Here is a 16,577-nt window from a genome sequence, read left to right as displayed (position 1 = left end):
TTTAGAAAATAAAATAAGTTTTTATTATGCAAATATAGCTTAATATTCGATTTTACCTTATTTTATGTAAGATTTATCTTAGTATGATTTGTTTTAAAAAAAACTGAATTTTATAAAAAAAATTAAGGGTAAAAATTTACTCAAATAACTAAAATATAGATATCGTATAATATAAATAATTGCTATAAACATCTTATATAAAATCTCAATGAAAATATATAAAAATTGATTAATATAAATTATTTTATGCTATTTTGGAATAATATTAATTCCTTCTAGCATAGTCTTCATAAGAAAATTCTCTCACCATTTGAAGTTTATTTTGTTTATTTGCAAGCATTAAATTAGGAAGTATTACTCCATTAAAAGTAGTATTTTTAACTATAGAATAATGAATTTGATCCAAAAATACTATTTTATCTCCTCGCTTTAATTCTTTTTTAAAAGCATATTCTCCCATCACATCTCCAGCCAAACAAGTATTGCCTGTTAAAAGATAAGCAAATTCTCCTTTTTGCAAATTTGAAATCTTTTCATTTTCTCTTGTTGCTAAAATTCTTGCATTTAAAACCTCACTTGTATAAGGCATAATAATAGTATCTGGCATATGAGCTTCACTTGAAACATCTAAAATGGCTATTTTTTTCTCATTTTCTACTATATCAATTACACTTGCTAGCAAAATACCACATTGCCAACCAACTGCCTCGCCAGGTTCAAGATATACTTGCACTCCATATTTATCACTAAATTCCTTACAAAGCCTAATTAACTTTTGTACATCATAACCTTTTTTGGTTATATGATGCCCTCCTCCAAAATTAATCCATTGCATTTTCTTAATCCATTTGCCAAATTTTGTTTCAAATACTTTTAAAACAGCTTCTAAAGCATCAGCACTTTCCTCGCATAAAGCGTGAAAATGGAGTCCTTTTACGTCGCTTAAATTTGCATTTTCTAAATCTTTACTTAAAATTCCAAGTCTTGAATATCTTCCACAAGGATTATAAAGCTCTTTTGGTGCTAAAGAAAATTCTAAATTACAACGAAGTCCTAAGGAATTTTTAAAGCATAAATTTTTAAATTTTTCAAACTGATATAAAGAATTAAATACTATATGATGAGATAAATCTGAAATTTCTTTTATTTCATCTTCTTTAAAAGCAGGAGAATAAGTATGAATTTCTTTATCCATATATTCTTTAGCAAATTTAGCTTCCCAAAGTCCGCTACAAGTGCAACCTTGTAAATATTCTCCTACTATCTTTAAAGCTCCTGAAAAAGCAAAACCTTTTAAAGCTAATAAAATTTTTACTTCACTTTCTTTTGCTACAAAAGCTAATAACTCACAATTTTTACGCAATTTCTCTTCTTCTAAAATATAAGCTGGAGTTTTTACATCAAAATCAAACATTTTATTACCTTAAAAAAATATTTCACAATGTGTATTTTAACATTTACTAACATTTAAATTTTAAATAATATAATGAAAAAACCAAACAAAAAGGATAAAAATGGATAGAAGACAATTTTTAAAATTTAATATTTTAACAGGTGCTAGTGCAAGTATAGCTTATGCTGCAAATTCTCATAATATGCATAATATGCATTCTATGAATTCAATACATTCTTCAAATATAGATACAAGTTTTATAAAATTAAGCAAAAAAGTAAATTTAATAGATGAAGAAAAATTCCCAGCCCATCAAAATTTAAACTCTTTAAAACTTCTAAAAAATGAAAGCAAAGAAAAAAATTTTTTTAGAGCCACTATAGAAATTAAAGAAAGTCAATTAGAAATTATTAAGGGTTTTAAAACCAAATTTTACACTTATAATGATCTTATTCCTGGGCCTAAAATAGAAGTTTATGAAGGAGATACTATAGAAATTTTAGTTAAAAACAAACTCAAAGAGCCAACTACGATCCATTGGCACGGACTTCCAGTGCCACCTGATCAAGATGGTAATCCTCATAATCCTATTTTAGCAGGAAGAGAAAGAATTTACCGCTTTACTTTACCGCAAAATTGTGCAGGAACTTATTGGTATCATCCACATCCTCACTATATTACAGCTAAACAAGTTTTTATGGGTTTAGCTGGAGCTTTTGTAGTAAAAGCTAAAAAAGATGCTTTATCTCATTTAGAAGAAAAAGATTTAGTTATTAGTGATTTACGCTTAGATGATAAAGCTCAAATTCCTGAAAATAATTTAAATGATTGGCTCAATGGTAGAGAAGGAGAAATCGTTTTAATCAATGGACAATTAAAACCAAAAATTACAATCAATGCAGAAAGGATACGTATTTATAATTTTTGCTCAGCAAGATATTTAAATTTAAAAATTCAAAATGCAAAATTTATTCTTGTTGGCACAGATGGAGGGCTTATAGAAAAACCTATAGAACAAGAAGAATTATTTTTATCTCCTGCTTCTAGGGTTGAAGTTTTAATAAAAGCTGATAAATTTGGTGAGTTTAAATTAAAAAGTCTTTATTACGATAGGGATAAAATGCTCATAAAAGAAGAACCTAAAAATTTATTTTTAGCAGATATTAAAATAGAAAAAAATCCTAACAATATCCCTTCAACTTTAAAAAAATTCGAAAAACAAAAAGAACCTAAAGAATTTAAAGAAGTTATTATGAGTGAAGATCATATGCAAATGCACGGTATAGATAAAAAAAGTGAAGATGAAATAAAAAAATCTCTTGCTTCTATGTTTTTACTTAATGGAAAAGTTTTTGATATGAAACGCATTGATCTTAAATCAAAATTAAATGAAGTAGAAGATTGGATTGTTATAAATAAATCTCATATGGATCATCCTTTTCATATACACGGAACACAATTTGAACTTATAAGCTCTAAATTAAATGACAAAACCACAAAAGCAAATTTTAGAGCCTTAAGAGATACCATTAATGTGCGTCCAAATGAAGAATTAAGACTTAGAATGGTACAAAATTATGAAGGTATTAGAATGTATCATTGTCATATTTTAGAACACGAAGATTTGGGTATGATGGGTATCTTAGAAATACAAAAATAAATTTCAATACCTTTTGGTATTGAAATAAAATAATTTTAATCTACATTTTTTATCAAAACTCTACAAAAATCTAATCTTTAAAATTATACTTAAGCTTATTTTTATGGGGGGGGTATAGTAGAAATTTCATAATTTTAACAAAGGATAAATATATGAGATTAATAATTTGTTTTATTTTACCTTGGCTTGGTTTTTTAACTATTAAAAAACCCTTTGCTGCTTTAATTTGTCTTATTTTGCAAATCACTCTTATTGGTTGGTACCTACTATGGTTTGGGCTGTCTATGCTCTTAATCAATACAAAGTTAAACAAAAAATCTCAAAAGCCTTAAAAAATAAACAATAAAAGGAATTTTTATTAAATATATTTTATGGATTTTTTTAGGTTTTATTTTAAGTGCTTGCTATCAAAAAGGTTAGAAGTTAATCAAAATAAATTAGATACTATTATTATAGGAAAAAGCACACAAGAAGATGTAGAAAAAATTATAGGCTATCCTATAAGAAAAACAAATATAGACAATAAAGAAATATGGTATTAGATTTTACTAGAATCACTTCTTTACCTGGATTTGATAAATGATGGAAGCACTGTTTTTGAATTTAACAAAAAAGGCATAGTAGTTAAAAAATATAAAACCCAAGGCTCAGGAAATAGTAATCCTTTACTCAACTAAAATAAATATTTGCAATAAAAGAATTTTTCTAATAGAATAAACTCTATTAGAAAAATTTAATCAATCAAGCAAACAATCAAAACTTATACTTAAGTCCTACTTGTCCGCTTATATAAGTTTCATTTTTATTGTCTACTTTACCATTTAATATTTGTTTAGCACCAACTCCAGCATTAAAACTTAATCTTTCATTGATGTTTAAATTACTACCTAATACTACTTGAGCGTAAGTTTTTTTATTATCATTTGCTTTTACACTTGTAAAAAAAGCGTTATTTACAGCTAGATTTGCCACATAATCATCTCCATTATTAATAATAAATTGCTCTATTTTTGGAGTGATAAAAAGATAAGAACTTTCATTCATATATTTTCTAAATTCAGCTCCTATTTCAAGAGAAAAAGAATTATTGCTCATAGAATCAATATTTTTAGAAACAAGTCCTTTATCTGTATAAGATGGAGTATAGTTATAATAATAATTTATACCCGCAAAAGGCTTAATAAATAAAGTATTATCGCTAAAATCAAATATATGACCCAAACTTGCACTAAGTCCAAAGAATTTACTTGTATAATCAGCCTTATAAGCTCCATCAACTAAAACATTATTTTGATTGGTAGGTGAAATTTGCCCATAAGCTCTTAAATTTAACTCTGTTTTAGGATTTAAATTGATTATAGAATAAAAACCTAATTGAAAATTATCACTTTTTTGTTCTAAAAGTTTATCTTTAATGGTTGATTTTGCATAGGTAAAATAAGTCCCTAATAAAACATTATCTTTTGCTTGTTTATCAGCACCTATAGTAGCACCATATAAAGCCGCACTATCGCCATCTATAATATTAGCTCCACCAAAAGCATTTGCTCATACGCTATTAGCATAATCATTTATATAATTTGGTCTCATATCACTTTCTAAAGCGGCAAATTTTAGATTGCTCATTTTTAAAGCATAATTTCCATAAGGATTATTAAGCATTGCTATTCTTTGAGTAATAGCTACATCATTGGATACGTTTATGGTGGTATTAGTTGCATTAGAAGCTGAGTTGAGATTAGATATATTTTTTCCTGTATTATCTGTATCTTTTTTAATATTTAGTGCTAATTCAACACCCTCTCTACTGGCTAAATCAGCCTCTATTTCTCCCAATAAAACAGCCGTATCCCTTAAAACTAAAACCGCATTTTTATCATTTCCTGCTAAATTTGGAGCTATGGTTTGTAAATATTTATCATCATCTATCTTGCCACCATTTTTATTTGCCTCGTTAATGAGTTTTTGAATTTCGCTTTTTTGATTTTCAAGATCTGCTTTTGCCAACTCATAACCTTGAGCACTTGTATCTAGTTCAGCCAATAATGCATCTAAAGCAACTATATCTACTTTTAATTGAGTAAGAAGATTTTTAGCATTAGCATTTGCTCCTCCATTAATAACCAAACATTTATCACCACTACAATTTTTAATATCAAATTTATAATCAACAAGAGATCCAAAAGAATTATCCGGAGCTGAAATATCTATAGTGTAGCCAGTATGAAGAATATCTTTATATTTGTTTTTATCCTTTAAAATTTCATTATTGGTACTTAAATAAGAGTTTAAATCTTTAAATAAAACAGCTCCAGTCGCATTATTAGCACTCTTATCCAAAATATCACTATTAAATTCTTTTGCTCTTATTAAGACAAAATCATTTGCTTCAAGCTCGCTATAATTTGTTCTTAAAATACCAAAATTTGAATTTTTAATAGTAGCTGTTCCATTTACCCTAAAAGCATTTTCTACATTGGATAAAATCAAAGTTTTCAAAGCATTAAAATTTCCATTGATAGTTAAAGAACCTGTATTAATTTGATTGGCCAAAGAAGCACCACCTCCTCCTATACCTATAACTGAACCCACTTCTTCATCATTTACTGGAGTATCTTCTGTTGCGCCTACCACACTAAAATCTGCATTAATCGTCGAAGGTTTTGTAAAATGAAATATAATATCATTAGCTTAAACTTTTTTAGCGCTAGCATTAAGATTATTTATATTAACTGGATTCTTTTGTAAGGAATATAAATGCCACGATCCCATATCATTTCAACTCTCACAACCAAAAATTCAAATCTTCAAGGGCAAATCACCCATCAAAAGAGCTAAAAAACTCGCAAATGAGTTGAAACTATAAGCAAGACCGCTAATATTTGAGCCAAATTTTAAGCTAAATGAAATCAAAAGCAAAAGCATTAGGGCTATTTCATATTTTAAGCGTGGTGAACTAACTAATAAAATCTTGGAATGTCTAAAAACAAGCCTAGTATAGTAGATAAAATAAGTGATTATTTATTTTATCTACTGCCGATTGTTATTTTATTGCTAAATTTAGACAGAATATCCACTATACACTAAACAAACTAAAACAAAGAAACATAATAAAACAAGATTTTCATACCTATGAGATTATCTAGATACCTAACCTTTCGCTTACTCTATGATTGCCTTGATAGTATCCGCAAAACTCATTTGAGATAGGTTTATCAAGGCATTTGCCAAAATATCTTTAAATATAATGCCGTTATCAGGCCGTCTAGTATCCTCTCATAACTTATCTCATTTGCGTAGTTTGAAAGATATAAAAGCTTAATCTATGGCATTGTCCTTGTGGCCTTCTAAATCTAGCATTATAACTCTCTGTTAATTATTATTTGCCACCACTTCCCATATACTCTACTGCGTGATTTACTACTTTACGGTCATAATAAGCCGATAAATCGCTATACCTACATTTTCATCGATATGCACTTCACTTCCACGCAAGATATGCTTACGAACTATGTTGTTTATGTCAAAAGCATTTTCACTTTTTAGCACAAATACTCTACTCTTACTAGCCCCACTGTCTAGTTCATCTCTTTAGCGAAGTGAGATGACCACTCACTTATTTGGCTTAAAACCTTTCACTATATCTATCCTATTATATATGTTATTCTTTGGTCTTATGTAGTTGCTCACATATGCTCCGTCTATCTCACAAACACCACTAAATGGCTCATCACTTTGATAATCAATAGACTTTCACGAAGTTTACGAAGTAATACAAACGCTGTTTTATACTACACATTAAATCACGACTTAATTGAAGTGTGAGATGCCCTTAACAGCATTTACAAATAGCACGATAGCTGATAATAGCGTTTGAAGTGGTAGTTTAGAACGTGAAATAAAGTGCCACTTGTTACGCTAAATCTCTTTTGACACTCATTGCATTTATGCTCATTTCTGTAGTGATAAGATAAATTTTATCCATATTACCACAATACGGACAATAGGATTGCTGTTATACCACCTAATATTTGAAAATATCCCTAACGCTTTATCATCACTCATTTTAGCTATTTTTAGAAGTGACAACTTTCTAGCACTTAATGATAGTAAGAAATGTTGTGCCATTTTATGTTATTTTAATGTATATTATTTATTTTATAATAATATTATTATACATATATGTTAAATAAAGCTAAAATATCTACATATAAATGTAATAAATTTAAAATTTTATATATTTTTTATAATTTATAATGTATGATCTCACACTAGAAAAGGAAAAATATGAAACTATCACAAATAATTCATAAAATTCATAAACTAATTGAAGCAAAAGAGTTAAAAAATATTACTAAAAGAGAGATGGCAAATAGACTAGGTATATCAGAGCGAACCTATATAGAGTGGCTTAGAGAAACAAATGAGCCTATCGCTATGAAAGCAGTGTTTGATATGTTATCGCAACTAAAAGATGATGATATAATTCAGGTTGTTAGAGAGTGGAAACAAGGAATAAAAAGCAAGAGTGGTATTTAATGAGATATATAGGTTCAAAAATACTTTTGTTAGACAAAATATCTAATTTTATTCCAAAAAACACACAGACCTTATGTGATATTTTTGCAGGAACTGCTAGTGTTGGCAAATATTTTAAAAAAAGCTACAATTTAATATCAAACGATATATTATATTTTTCTTTCATATTACAAAAGGCTTACTTGCAATTATATGAAGAGCCAAAATTTTCAAAATTTATAGCTTATTTTAATGACCACCCCATTGACTACTTTAATGAGAAAACTAGCTCTTACAATTTTTTGGATAGGCCGTTTATTTATGAAAATTATTCGCCAAATGAAAATTGTCAAAGGTCATATTTTAGCGTTGAAAATGCTTTAAAAATTGATTATATTAGACAATCAATAGAGCAATTTTTAAAAGATGAAATAATAAATCAAGGCGAATATTATTATTTACTTGCTTCACTTATTGAAGCTGTTTCATTGGTTTCAAACACAGCAGGAACTTATGGTGCATATCTTAAAATTTGGGATAAGCGTAGTCTAAAACCATTAACGCTGTCTTTATTAAATATAGATTTTTACAAAAAAACAAACAATTTATGTTTTAACGAAAATAGTAATTCCTTAATAGATAAAATAAGTGGCGATGTCCTATACATAGACCCTCCCTACAATTCAAGACAATACGCACCGAATTATCACATTTTAGAAACTATTGCTAGATATGATTATCCTAAAATAAGTGGCGTTACGGGTGTGCGAGATTATACGAGTTTAAAATCCAATTTTTGTATAAAAGCAAAAGCTGGATTGGAGCTGGATAATTTAGTTAGTAGAGCCGACTTTAAACACATAATATTAAGCTATAACAGTGAGGGCATTATAAGTGAGATAGATATAGAGAATATATTAAAAAAATATGGCAAAGAGACAACTTATAAGTGCGAAAAAATACCATATAGACGATATAAAAGCAATAAAGAAGCAAAAAATGATGTCAATGAATTGCTTTTTTACATCGAAAAATAGACATAAGGGTATAAGATGTTTTACAACTACATAGATGAAAAATTTATTACAAATCTTTTAAAAAAGAAAAAGATTGAAAATTGCAATGAAATTCTAAATGAAATTGAGAAATCAGTAAAAGATGTTGTTGCGACAAAAATAAAAGAATATCAAAACAAAAATAGAATTAAAAAAAATAATGAAACAAAAATAAAATATAGAGCAATAGAAGCACTAAGCAAAGAGCAAATCAAGACGCTCCCAAGTTGGGTAAAAGATGATATAGAAAAAGCCTATGTTCTAGGCGAAAGTAAAAATGTAGTTATAACAAGCAATGGTAAAAAATATAGCTTACAAAATAAATTAAACGACCTTAGTGGTAGCGAATGGACTTATTTCTTAAATTCAGTAATCTCAACAAAATATTTAACAAATGGCTATGATAGTTATGCCTATCACATAAGAAAAATACACCCGTCGCCAAAACCACCACAGTTAATGAGAGATATAATTAAGTTTTTTACAAAAGAAAATGAACTTGTTTTTGATTTTTTTGCAGGTGTGGGCGGAACATTGCTTGGAGCTAGTCTATGCAATAGAAAAGCTGTTGGAATTGATTTGAACCAAAAATATATCAACGCATATCAAGAAGCAAATAAATATCTTAATTTAAAAGAGCAAATATTTATTTGTGGAGATAGTTTAAAAATTTTAAAAGATGAAAAACAGATAAATAAAATTTTTAATAATAATAAAGCTTCATTAATATTGATTGACCCGCCTTATGGCGATATGATGGCTAAAAATAAAACTGGCGAAGCTATGAAAAAAGGCAAGGATACTTCCCCGACACCCTTTACGAATATAGAAGTGGATTTAGGAAATATGGATTGGGATAATTTTATATTGAATTTTAAGGAAAGTGTAAAAGATAGTTTAAAATTTTTGAAAGAAAAAGGTCATATTGTTGTTTTTATAAAAGATATGCAACCAAACAAAGAAAACGCAAATTTACTTCACGCAGATGTGATAAATGAATTAAATTCTCTAAAAAACCTTAAATATTTAGGAACCAAAATTTGGGCAGATTTAAATGTAAATCTATATCCTTACGGCTATCCATTTACATTCGTTGCAAATCAAATTCATCAATATATTATGGTTTTCAGAAAGGAAAAAGCGTGAAAAGTAGTAATTTATGGATACTAACAGAAGAAAGACCAAAACGAGATGTATTGTTTAACATAATTAAGAAATTTGCTGATGATAATGGAATTTCTTTTTTTGTAGAACAAAATCTATTTATTGTGCCTATTTTAAATATAAATGGAGATTTCAGCTTTAGATATAAAATATTAGGAGTTCATTCTGCTGTTATAAGAAATGTGTTTTTATTTATAGTATCTGGAAATTCTAGCTTTACGGATTTTTTAATTTTTTACCAAGATAATATACCTAATCCCTTACAAGATATACCGCTTTATGCTATTGAGGAAACAAAAACGAGCGATTGTGAGAGTAGAAATACAGGTATTTTTCAAAGGGCTTCTAAGTTTGTGTTTATTGATTTATATTACAAAGATATTAAAAAAATAATGCTCTATTCTATAAGGATAGGGCAAGATAAAAATCCAACACATACAAACATATTTGGCTCAAAATGCTTAGCAACACTTGGTGTTCAAATTTTAGGAAAATCATTAGATGATTATGCAATATCGCCATTTGTTAGTATTGATGAACTCATAGATTTTAAAAATTCTATGAAGCTACCACCAAGAGGTAATATACCTATTCTAATTAGAAAATTAGAAAATAAAATCACAATTTCAGGTAGATTGGAAAAAGGTGGCTCATTGTCTCACGACCCTAATATAGGTGCTTTAAGTTTAATATCAGCTACACTTAGAGCTTTAGGTTATATAGGCAAAATAGAAATAACTTCGCACAATCTTTCACAAAATCAAGTTGGTAGAAGTAACAAGTTTGTTTCAATAGCAAATTTGCTTGGTATTTCGCTAGAAAACATTGATTTGCCAGCAATACAAAACAATGATAGTTATTGGCACCATGAAACGCAAGGCGAAAAAATAGCTACAATATTTTTGCATTTAGTTGTAGAGGAATTTACAAGAGCAAGAGCTATATATGAAAATCACGCAGGTTGCGAAAGAGGTTATTTTATAACTCAAAATAATGAAAATTTGACTGTTGAAAAATATGAAAATAGAGATGAATACAAAAATGGTAATGAAAATGCAAGAATTTTTATACCCGATTTGGTATTGGAAGACTTTGATAGGAAACAGATAATAAATATTGAAGGCAAAAAATTCATAAAGGTTCAATGCGGTATAGACGAGCTAAAAAACTATGATGCTTTTGAAAATTTATACATCAAAAAGCATTATAAAGATTATGAAATTATAAGAACAGTTGTATTATTTGGTGGAGAAATTGACGAAATATCAAATTTGAGTTTTTCTAAGATAAATTTTAATGATATACCAAAAATAGGCTTTGTTCTAACAAAAAATGGTAAGACAATTTTACAAACACACTCTCCAAAAATTTTTGAAGAAGCAATTTTTCATTTGCGTGCATATTATGGATTAAATAAGTCAAGTTAATTTTAGGTGAGTTTACTACATAATATCGCAAATTTCAATAAAATATATAAATCAATTTTTAAGTTTAAAATTTAATCTTATAAAGATTGATATTAAAAATATTTTAGTATCATACAGAATAAAAACGGAGTAAATATGGTTAAAATAGAATTTTTAGGACCTATTAATAAAGAAAGTATAGAACTTAAAGTGCATAATCTTAAAGAATTAAAAGAAATTTTAAAACAAGATGAGAGTCTAAAAGAATGGCTTGGACTTTGTGCGGTTGCTTTAAATGATAAAATCATTTTTGATGAAAATCAAGTTTTAAACTCAGGAGATAAAATTTCACTTTTGCCTCCTGTAGGTGGTGGTTGATGCAAAATTTTATACTCACTCAAGGAGCTTTAAATATCCCTGAAATTTATGCAAAATGGTATGAATTTAGCATCAAACAAAATTGTGGTGCTTTGCTTACTTTTTGTGGCATAGTAAGAGATGATAACAATATAGAAGCTTTGAGTTTTGATATTTATGAACCTTTGCTTAAAACTTGGTTTAATTCTTGGCAAGAAAAATTTCAAAATGAAACTATAAAGTTTATGTTTGCACATTCTATTGGCGATGTTAAAATAGGAGAAAGTTCGTATTTTGCAGGAATTTTAAGTAAGCAGAGAAAACTAGGACTTAAGCTTATTAATGATTTTGTAGAAGATTTTAAAGCAAATGCTCCTATTTGGAAATATGATGTAATTAATGGAAAAAGAATTTATGCAAAAGATAGATCAAGCAAACTACAAGGTGCTGGACTTTTAAAATGATTTAGAGCTAAAAAATTGATATAAAATCACAATTGCTTTAAATTTAATAATAAATTTTAAAATGTATTGATAAAGACTTTAAAAATAATCATTTATTAGGGTTTAAAAAATTAATTTATATAAAAACATTATAAATATGCTATTAGATTTATTTAGATTGGTATTAAGGATAATTTATGTTAATGTCTTATGAAGAGAGTTTAAAAATTCTACACTCTCATATTAAAACCTATGAAAAGGTTGAAAAGATAGCTCTTACAGAGTGCTTAGGGCGTATTTTAGCAACTGATATCAAAGCAGATAAAAATCAACCTGAATTTTTAACATCAGCTATGGATGGTTATGCAATTAAATTTGAAGATCAAGAGAAACCTTTAAAAATTTTAGGCATTACTCCTGCAGGAAAAATGCCTGAATTTAAAGTTTTAAACGGCACTTGTGTTAAAACATTTACCGGATCGCTTATGAGTGAAGGAAGTGATACTTTGGTGCCTATTGAAAATATACGCATAGAAAATAACACACTTTATATAGAAAAAAAAGTTTCTAAAGGTTTTGCTGTTAGAGAAATTGGAGAAAATTATAAAAAAGATGAAATTTTATTAAAAAAAGGAACTAAACTAAATTATAGCGAAATAGCACTTTTAGCTGAACTTGGTTTTTTTCATATTAGCGTATTTATAAAACCTATTGTAGGTATTTTAAGCAGTGGAAGCGAAATTAAAGATCTAGGAGAAGCTTTAGAAAATCCTGCTCAAATTAGATCATCAAATCATATAGCCATAGCAAATTTAGCCAAAAAATTAAATTGCGATACAAGAGTTTTTCCTCTTTTAAAAGATGATGAAAAAGCTACTTTTTCTACCCTTAAAAGTGCTTTGCAAAGCTGTGATATCCTAGTAACTACAGGTGGAGTTTCTATGGGAGATTTTGATTTTTTAAAAAAAGCTATTCAAGAATATGAACTTATTATTAATAAAGCAGACATAAAGCCAGGACGTCATATCAAAATAGCCAAAATGAATGAAAAATTTATTATTGCTCTACCTGGTTTTCCTTATTCGGCTATGGTAATGTTTAATCTTTACGCAAGAGAAATTTTAAATACTTGGCTACTTCAACCAAAGGATTATATTTGCAAGGCTTTTTTACAAGGTATTTATAAGAAAAAAACTTCGCATTTAGAATTTGTAGCTTGCAATGTAGAATTTAAAAATGGACGCATTTTGGTAAATTTAGAAGGTAAAAAAGAAGGATCTAGTGCAATTATAAATAATCTTAACAATAAAGCCGCACTTATGATAGCACCAAAAGAATGCGAAATTTTAGAAAATGAAAGCTTAGTGAATATTGTTTTTATGCCTTAAAAAGGCATAAATCACCTTGCAGAAGTGCAAGATATTTGTATTCCTTTTTCATCGTAAGTGTATATATACGAGCTCTTTTTTATATTTACACTTGAGCTTGTAAAGCCAACTAATTCACCACTTTTAGTATATAACGTTTTATTTCCATCATAAACATATACAGACTGGCCCTTTTAACTACTAAAGTTATAGCCATTTTTCTCCTTTTAACCAAAAATCGAAAAAATGTTATCAAAAAAAATCAAATCCCTTTCTTAATTAAAAATCAAAATATAAAAATAGATTGGATATATTTATTTTGTAATGTTTTTGTTGATTTGAAATTTATGTGAAGTAAAATTATAAATCTAAAATAAAACAAAAAATAAGTTCTTTGTTTTTTATAAGCTTTGAAGTAAAATTAATTTTATATTTATAATTATCTTTTTGCAAAATTATGATTGCAAAAAGTGATTATATTAATTTAAAATATAAAGATAATTTATTTATAAAATATTTCAAATTTTACAATTAAGTTAAATTTTTATAATCATTTCCCCAAATTTCAAGACTTTTTAATACAGATTCTAAACTATTTCCCAAAGGCGTAAGAGAGTACTCAACTCTTGGTGGAACTTCTGCATAAACTTTACGTTTTATAAGTTTTGCTTCCTCAAGTTCGCGTAAATTTTGAGTAAGAACATTTTGAGAAATATTTTGATTTTTTGTAGATGAAATACTTTTTCTTAACTCTCCAAATCTTTTAGTTCCATCTAATAAATCTCTAATAATTAAAATTTTCCATTTATTTCCAATAAGATTAAGCGTTGTTTCAATTGGACAAAGAGAATAATATTTTTTCATTTATAACCTTAATTTTTAAAAATTATAACATATTTTTTTTAAAAAAATATATAATAAAAATATTGAAAATACACAATACTCCTAAAATATATACTATATTATAAAATAATATCTACTTGATTTTTTAATATAAGTATATTTATAATTCTAATACTTATTTTATATCAAAACATTTTAAAGGATAGATTATGAAAATAGCAATTTTATGTGCAAGCGGTAAAGCAGGCAAAGCAATAGCAAAAGAAGCATTAGAAAGGAATTTAGAACTTACTTGTTTTGTGCGTAATAGTTCTAAAATGAGCGAATTTTCTTCTAAAGCTAAAATAATACAAAAAGATCTTTTTGAGCTTAATGCTAAAGATTTAGTTCATTTTGATGCAATTATTGATGCTTTTGGAGAATGGGAAAATTTAAATTTACACAAAAAACATATAGAATTTTTAAGTAAAATTTTACAAGGAAGTAATTCTAAATTATTTGTTGTGGGTGGGGCTGGAAGTTTGTATATGGATAAAAGTCATACTATAAGACTTATGGATACTCCAACTTTTCCTAAAGAGTATTTAAGTATAGCCAAAGCTGCCGCAGAAGTTCTTGATTTTCTACGCAATGAACAAGGTTTTAAGTGGATATATGTTTCACCGGCTGCTGATTTTATCCCAGAACTTCCAAAAAGTCATCATTATAAAATAATAGGTGAACAATTTGAAGTCAATGCCAATAACGAAAGTAAAATAGGCTATGATGATTATGCAAGCGCTATGATAGATATCGTACTTGATTCTAATTATAAAAATACACGCATTGGGGTGATAGGATTGTAAATGCCTTAAATATCTTAAGGTATTTTATACGCTATCACTTTAAATTTTTTAAAATCTTAATATTTTACATTTAGATTTTTTGTTTTAAAGCTATAAATTCAAAAACATTTAATCATGAGTTTTGAATTTATAGTGAAATAACCTATATAAATCACTTATTAATAACAATATTATTAATCACTAAGAATAATTTGATATAATCCATTTCTAAGAATTTTTAAGGGTGTTTAATGAATTTTGCAGATATTTTTTCAAGAATTAGAAAAAAACAACCTAGTCCAAATGAAATGCCAGAACATTGGATTAAATGTCCAAATTGTCACGCTTTAATGTATTATAAAGAAATTAAAACTTGTTTTAATGTTTGCCCTAAATGCGATTTTCATATGAGAATTTCACCCCAAGAAAGAATTGAGCTTTTATGCGATGAGCAAAGCTTTATCGAATTTGATCAAAATCTAGAAGCAAACGATCCTTTAAAATTTGTTGATAGTAAATCTTATAAAAAAAGATTGAACGAAAGCGAAAGTAAAACAGGAAGAAAAAGTGCTGTTATAAGTGGAGAATGTCTAATTAATGCTCTTAAAGTACAACTTGTTATTTTTGATTTTTCTTTTATGGGTGGTAGTCTTGGATCTGTTGAGGGTGAAAAAATTGTTCGCGCTGTTCAAAGATCTATTGTAAGTAAAAGCCCTTTAGTGATAGTTTGTGCTTCTGGCGGAGCTAGAATGCAAGAGAGTAGTTATTCTTTAATGCAAATGAGTAAAACAAGTGCTGCTTTAAAGCTTCTTTCTAAAGAGAAAATTCCTTATATATCAGTTTTAACTGACCCTACAATGGGTGGAGTTTCTGCTTCATTTGCGTGGCTTGGAGATATTATTATCGCTGAACCTGGTGCCTTAATAGGATTTGCTGGTGCAAGAGTTATAAAACAAACTATAGGTGCTGAACTTCCAGAAGGATTTCAAAAATCTGAGTTTTTACTTGAACACGGACTTATAGATGCAATAGTTCCAAGAAGTGAGCAAAAAAAATATCTTAGTGATGTTTTAAAATTTTTAAGTGGAAAATAGTTTGCGTGTAAATATTATTTGCATACAAAAAAAAGACGAACTTAAAGAACTTACAAAAAAATATACTAAATTAATTTCTAATTATTCTCAAATTAACGAATTTAATCTTTTTAGCCAAAAAATATCCCTTGCACAAAATATTAGTCCCTTAGAAGCTCAAAAAAGCTATGAAAAAGCTTTTGAACCTTATAAAAAAGGTTTTTCTATAGCATTAGATGAAAAAGGTAAAAAGCTTAATAGTTTAGAATTTGCTAATTTATTAAAAGATAAAAATGAAATTAGTTTTTTTATAGGTGGAGCTTTTGGCTTGCGTAAAGAATTTATTAATACTTTAGATTTTAGCCTTTGTTTTAGCTCTTTTACTTTGGCTCATCAACTTGTAAAAATTTTATTATTAGAACAAATTTATAGAGCTTTTTGCATCAACTTTAACCACCCTTATCATAAATAGGA

The 16,577-nt window shown here is 27.5% G+C and carries 15 protein-coding genes and 1 pseudogene; 13 read left to right on the top strand and 3 right to left on the bottom strand.

What is annotated here, in order from left to right; all coding sequences use genetic code 11:
- Window positions 1-265: 265 nt before the first annotated feature.
- A complete protein-coding gene (gene nspC / locus JG676_RS04630) occupies window positions 266-1,414 on the bottom strand; it encodes a carboxynorspermidine decarboxylase (RefSeq protein WP_200217456.1) in 1,149 nt (382 codons plus the stop codon).
- A 100-nt stretch (window positions 1,415-1,514) separates the two neighbouring features.
- On the opposite strand from nspC, the gene JG676_RS04625 reads away from it, so the two are divergent.
- The 3 genes from JG676_RS04625 to JG676_RS04615 all read left to right on the top strand — a co-directional run bounded on the left by JG676_RS04625 (window position 1,515) and on the right by JG676_RS04615 (window position 3,595).
- Window positions 1,515-3,053 carry a multicopper oxidase family protein gene (locus JG676_RS04625; RefSeq protein ID WP_200217455.1) on the top strand — a complete coding sequence of 513 codons (1,539 nt, stop codon included), beginning with the start codon at window positions 1,515-1,517 and terminating at the stop codon, window positions 3,051-3,053.
- Between the two features lie 152 nt (window positions 3,054-3,205).
- The gene (locus tag JG676_RS04620) at window positions 3,206-3,385 is read left to right on the top strand and encodes a YqaE/Pmp3 family membrane protein (protein ID WP_200217454.1); all 180 of its coding nucleotides are present in this window, start codon (window positions 3,206-3,208) and stop codon (window positions 3,383-3,385) included.
- Between the two features lie 69 nt (window positions 3,386-3,454).
- Complete coding sequence (locus tag JG676_RS04615) at window positions 3,455-3,595, top strand: hypothetical protein (protein WP_200217453.1); 141 nt, start codon at window positions 3,455-3,457, stop codon at window positions 3,593-3,595.
- A gap of 211 nt (window positions 3,596-3,806) precedes the next feature.
- On the opposite strand, the pseudogene JG676_RS04610 reads toward JG676_RS04615, so the two are convergent.
- A pseudogene (locus JG676_RS04610) lies at window positions 3,807-5,735 on the bottom strand (autotransporter outer membrane beta-barrel domain-containing protein).
- 1,605 nt (window positions 5,736-7,340) lie between these two features.
- On the opposite strand from JG676_RS04610, the gene JG676_RS04605 reads away from it, so the two are divergent.
- The 7 genes from JG676_RS04605 to JG676_RS04575 all read left to right on the top strand — a co-directional run bounded on the left by JG676_RS04605 (window position 7,341) and on the right by JG676_RS04575 (window position 13,384).
- The gene (locus JG676_RS04605; protein WP_200217452.1) at window positions 7,341-7,592 is read left to right on the top strand and encodes a helix-turn-helix transcriptional regulator; all 252 of its coding nucleotides are present in this window, start codon (window positions 7,341-7,343) and stop codon (window positions 7,590-7,592) included.
- Window positions 7,556-8,608 carry a DNA adenine methylase gene (locus tag JG676_RS04600; RefSeq protein WP_373563803.1) on the top strand — a complete coding sequence of 351 codons (1,053 nt, stop codon included), beginning with the start codon at window positions 7,556-7,558 and terminating at the stop codon, window positions 8,606-8,608. The genes JG676_RS04605 and JG676_RS04600 overlap by 37 nt, the downstream gene beginning before the upstream one ends.
- Window positions 8,609-8,623: 15 nt before the next feature.
- A complete protein-coding gene (locus JG676_RS04595) occupies window positions 8,624-9,772 on the top strand; it encodes a DNA methyltransferase (RefSeq protein ID WP_200217451.1) in 1,149 nt (382 codons plus the stop codon).
- Window positions 9,769-11,217: a hypothetical protein gene (locus tag JG676_RS04590; RefSeq protein WP_200217450.1), complete on the top strand. Its 1,449-nt coding sequence runs from the start codon at window positions 9,769-9,771 to the stop codon at window positions 11,215-11,217. Before JG676_RS04595 ends, JG676_RS04590 begins: the two co-directional genes overlap by 4 nt.
- 135 nt (window positions 11,218-11,352) lie before the next feature.
- On the top strand, window positions 11,353-11,574 hold the full coding sequence (locus JG676_RS04585) for a MoaD/ThiS family protein (protein ID WP_200170213.1): 222 nt from the start codon (window positions 11,353-11,355) through the stop codon (window positions 11,572-11,574).
- The gene (locus JG676_RS04580) at window positions 11,574-12,017 is read left to right on the top strand and encodes a molybdenum cofactor biosynthesis protein MoaE (RefSeq protein WP_200170214.1); all 444 of its coding nucleotides are present in this window, start codon (window positions 11,574-11,576) and stop codon (window positions 12,015-12,017) included. The genes JG676_RS04585 and JG676_RS04580 overlap by 1 nt, the downstream gene beginning before the upstream one ends.
- Window positions 12,018-12,193: 176 nt before the next feature.
- Entirely contained in the window at window positions 12,194-13,384 is a 1,191-nt protein-coding gene (locus JG676_RS04575) for a molybdopterin molybdotransferase MoeA (RefSeq protein WP_200217449.1), read from the top strand.
- A gap of 510 nt (window positions 13,385-13,894) precedes the next feature.
- On the opposite strand, the gene rrpB is transcribed toward JG676_RS04575, so the two are convergent.
- The gene (gene rrpB / locus JG676_RS04570) at window positions 13,895-14,227 is read right to left on the bottom strand and encodes a MarR family transcription factor RrpB (RefSeq protein WP_200170216.1); all 333 of its coding nucleotides are present in this window, start codon (window positions 14,225-14,227) and stop codon (window positions 13,895-13,897) included.
- 188 nt (window positions 14,228-14,415) lie between these two features.
- Between rrpB and JG676_RS04565 the strand changes: the two genes are divergently transcribed.
- The 3 genes from JG676_RS04565 (at window position 14,416) to JG676_RS04555 (ending at window position 16,575) form a co-directional block, all read left to right on the top strand.
- On the top strand, window positions 14,416-15,051 hold the full coding sequence (locus tag JG676_RS04565) for an NAD(P)H-binding protein (protein ID WP_200217448.1): 636 nt from the start codon (window positions 14,416-14,418) through the stop codon (window positions 15,049-15,051).
- 230 nt (window positions 15,052-15,281) lie between these two features.
- Entirely contained in the window at window positions 15,282-16,124 is an 843-nt protein-coding gene (gene accD / locus JG676_RS04560) for an acetyl-CoA carboxylase, carboxyltransferase subunit beta (protein WP_200217447.1), read from the top strand.
- 1 nt (window position 16,125) lies between these two features.
- Window positions 16,126-16,575, top strand: a complete 450-nt coding sequence (locus JG676_RS04555; RefSeq protein WP_200217468.1) for a 23S rRNA (pseudouridine(1915)-N(3))-methyltransferase RlmH — start codon at window positions 16,126-16,128, stop codon at window positions 16,573-16,575.
- Window positions 16,576-16,577 lie beyond the last annotated feature (2 nt).

The sequence above is a fragment of the Campylobacter sp. 2018MI34 genome, assembly GCF_016598975.1.
Lineage (GTDB): Bacteria > Campylobacterota > Campylobacteria > Campylobacterales > Campylobacteraceae > Campylobacter_D.
This window is presented reverse-complemented; position numbering and strand designations above follow the sequence as displayed.

Bases quoted from the DNA above. Each gene is read 5' to 3' on its own strand.
- JG676_RS04625 (WP_200217455.1), top strand. From the start codon at position 1,515: ATGGATAGAAGACAATTTTTAAAATTTAATATTTTAACAGGTGCTAGT.
- rrpB (WP_200170216.1), bottom strand. From the start codon at position 14,227: ATGAAAAAATATTATTCTCTTTGTCCAATTGAAACAACGCTTAATCTT.
- JG676_RS04595 (WP_200217451.1), top strand. From the start codon at position 8,624: ATGTTTTACAACTACATAGATGAAAAATTTATTACAAATCTTTTAAAA.
- JG676_RS04585 (WP_200170213.1), top strand. From the start codon at position 11,353: ATGGTTAAAATAGAATTTTTAGGACCTATTAATAAAGAAAGTATAGAA.
- JG676_RS04565 (WP_200217448.1), top strand. From the start codon at position 14,416: ATGAAAATAGCAATTTTATGTGCAAGCGGTAAAGCAGGCAAAGCAATA.
- nspC (WP_200217456.1), bottom strand. From the start codon at position 1,414: ATGTTTGATTTTGATGTAAAAACTCCAGCTTATATTTTAGAAGAAGAG.
- JG676_RS04605 (WP_200217452.1), top strand. From the start codon at position 7,341: ATGAAACTATCACAAATAATTCATAAAATTCATAAACTAATTGAAGCA.
- JG676_RS04620 (WP_200217454.1), top strand. From the start codon at position 3,206: ATGAGATTAATAATTTGTTTTATTTTACCTTGGCTTGGTTTTTTAACT.
- JG676_RS04575 (WP_200217449.1), top strand. From the start codon at position 12,194: ATGTTAATGTCTTATGAAGAGAGTTTAAAAATTCTACACTCTCATATT.
- JG676_RS04580 (WP_200170214.1), top strand. From the start codon at position 11,574: ATGCAAAATTTTATACTCACTCAAGGAGCTTTAAATATCCCTGAAATT.
- accD (WP_200217447.1), top strand. From the start codon at position 15,282: ATGAATTTTGCAGATATTTTTTCAAGAATTAGAAAAAAACAACCTAGT.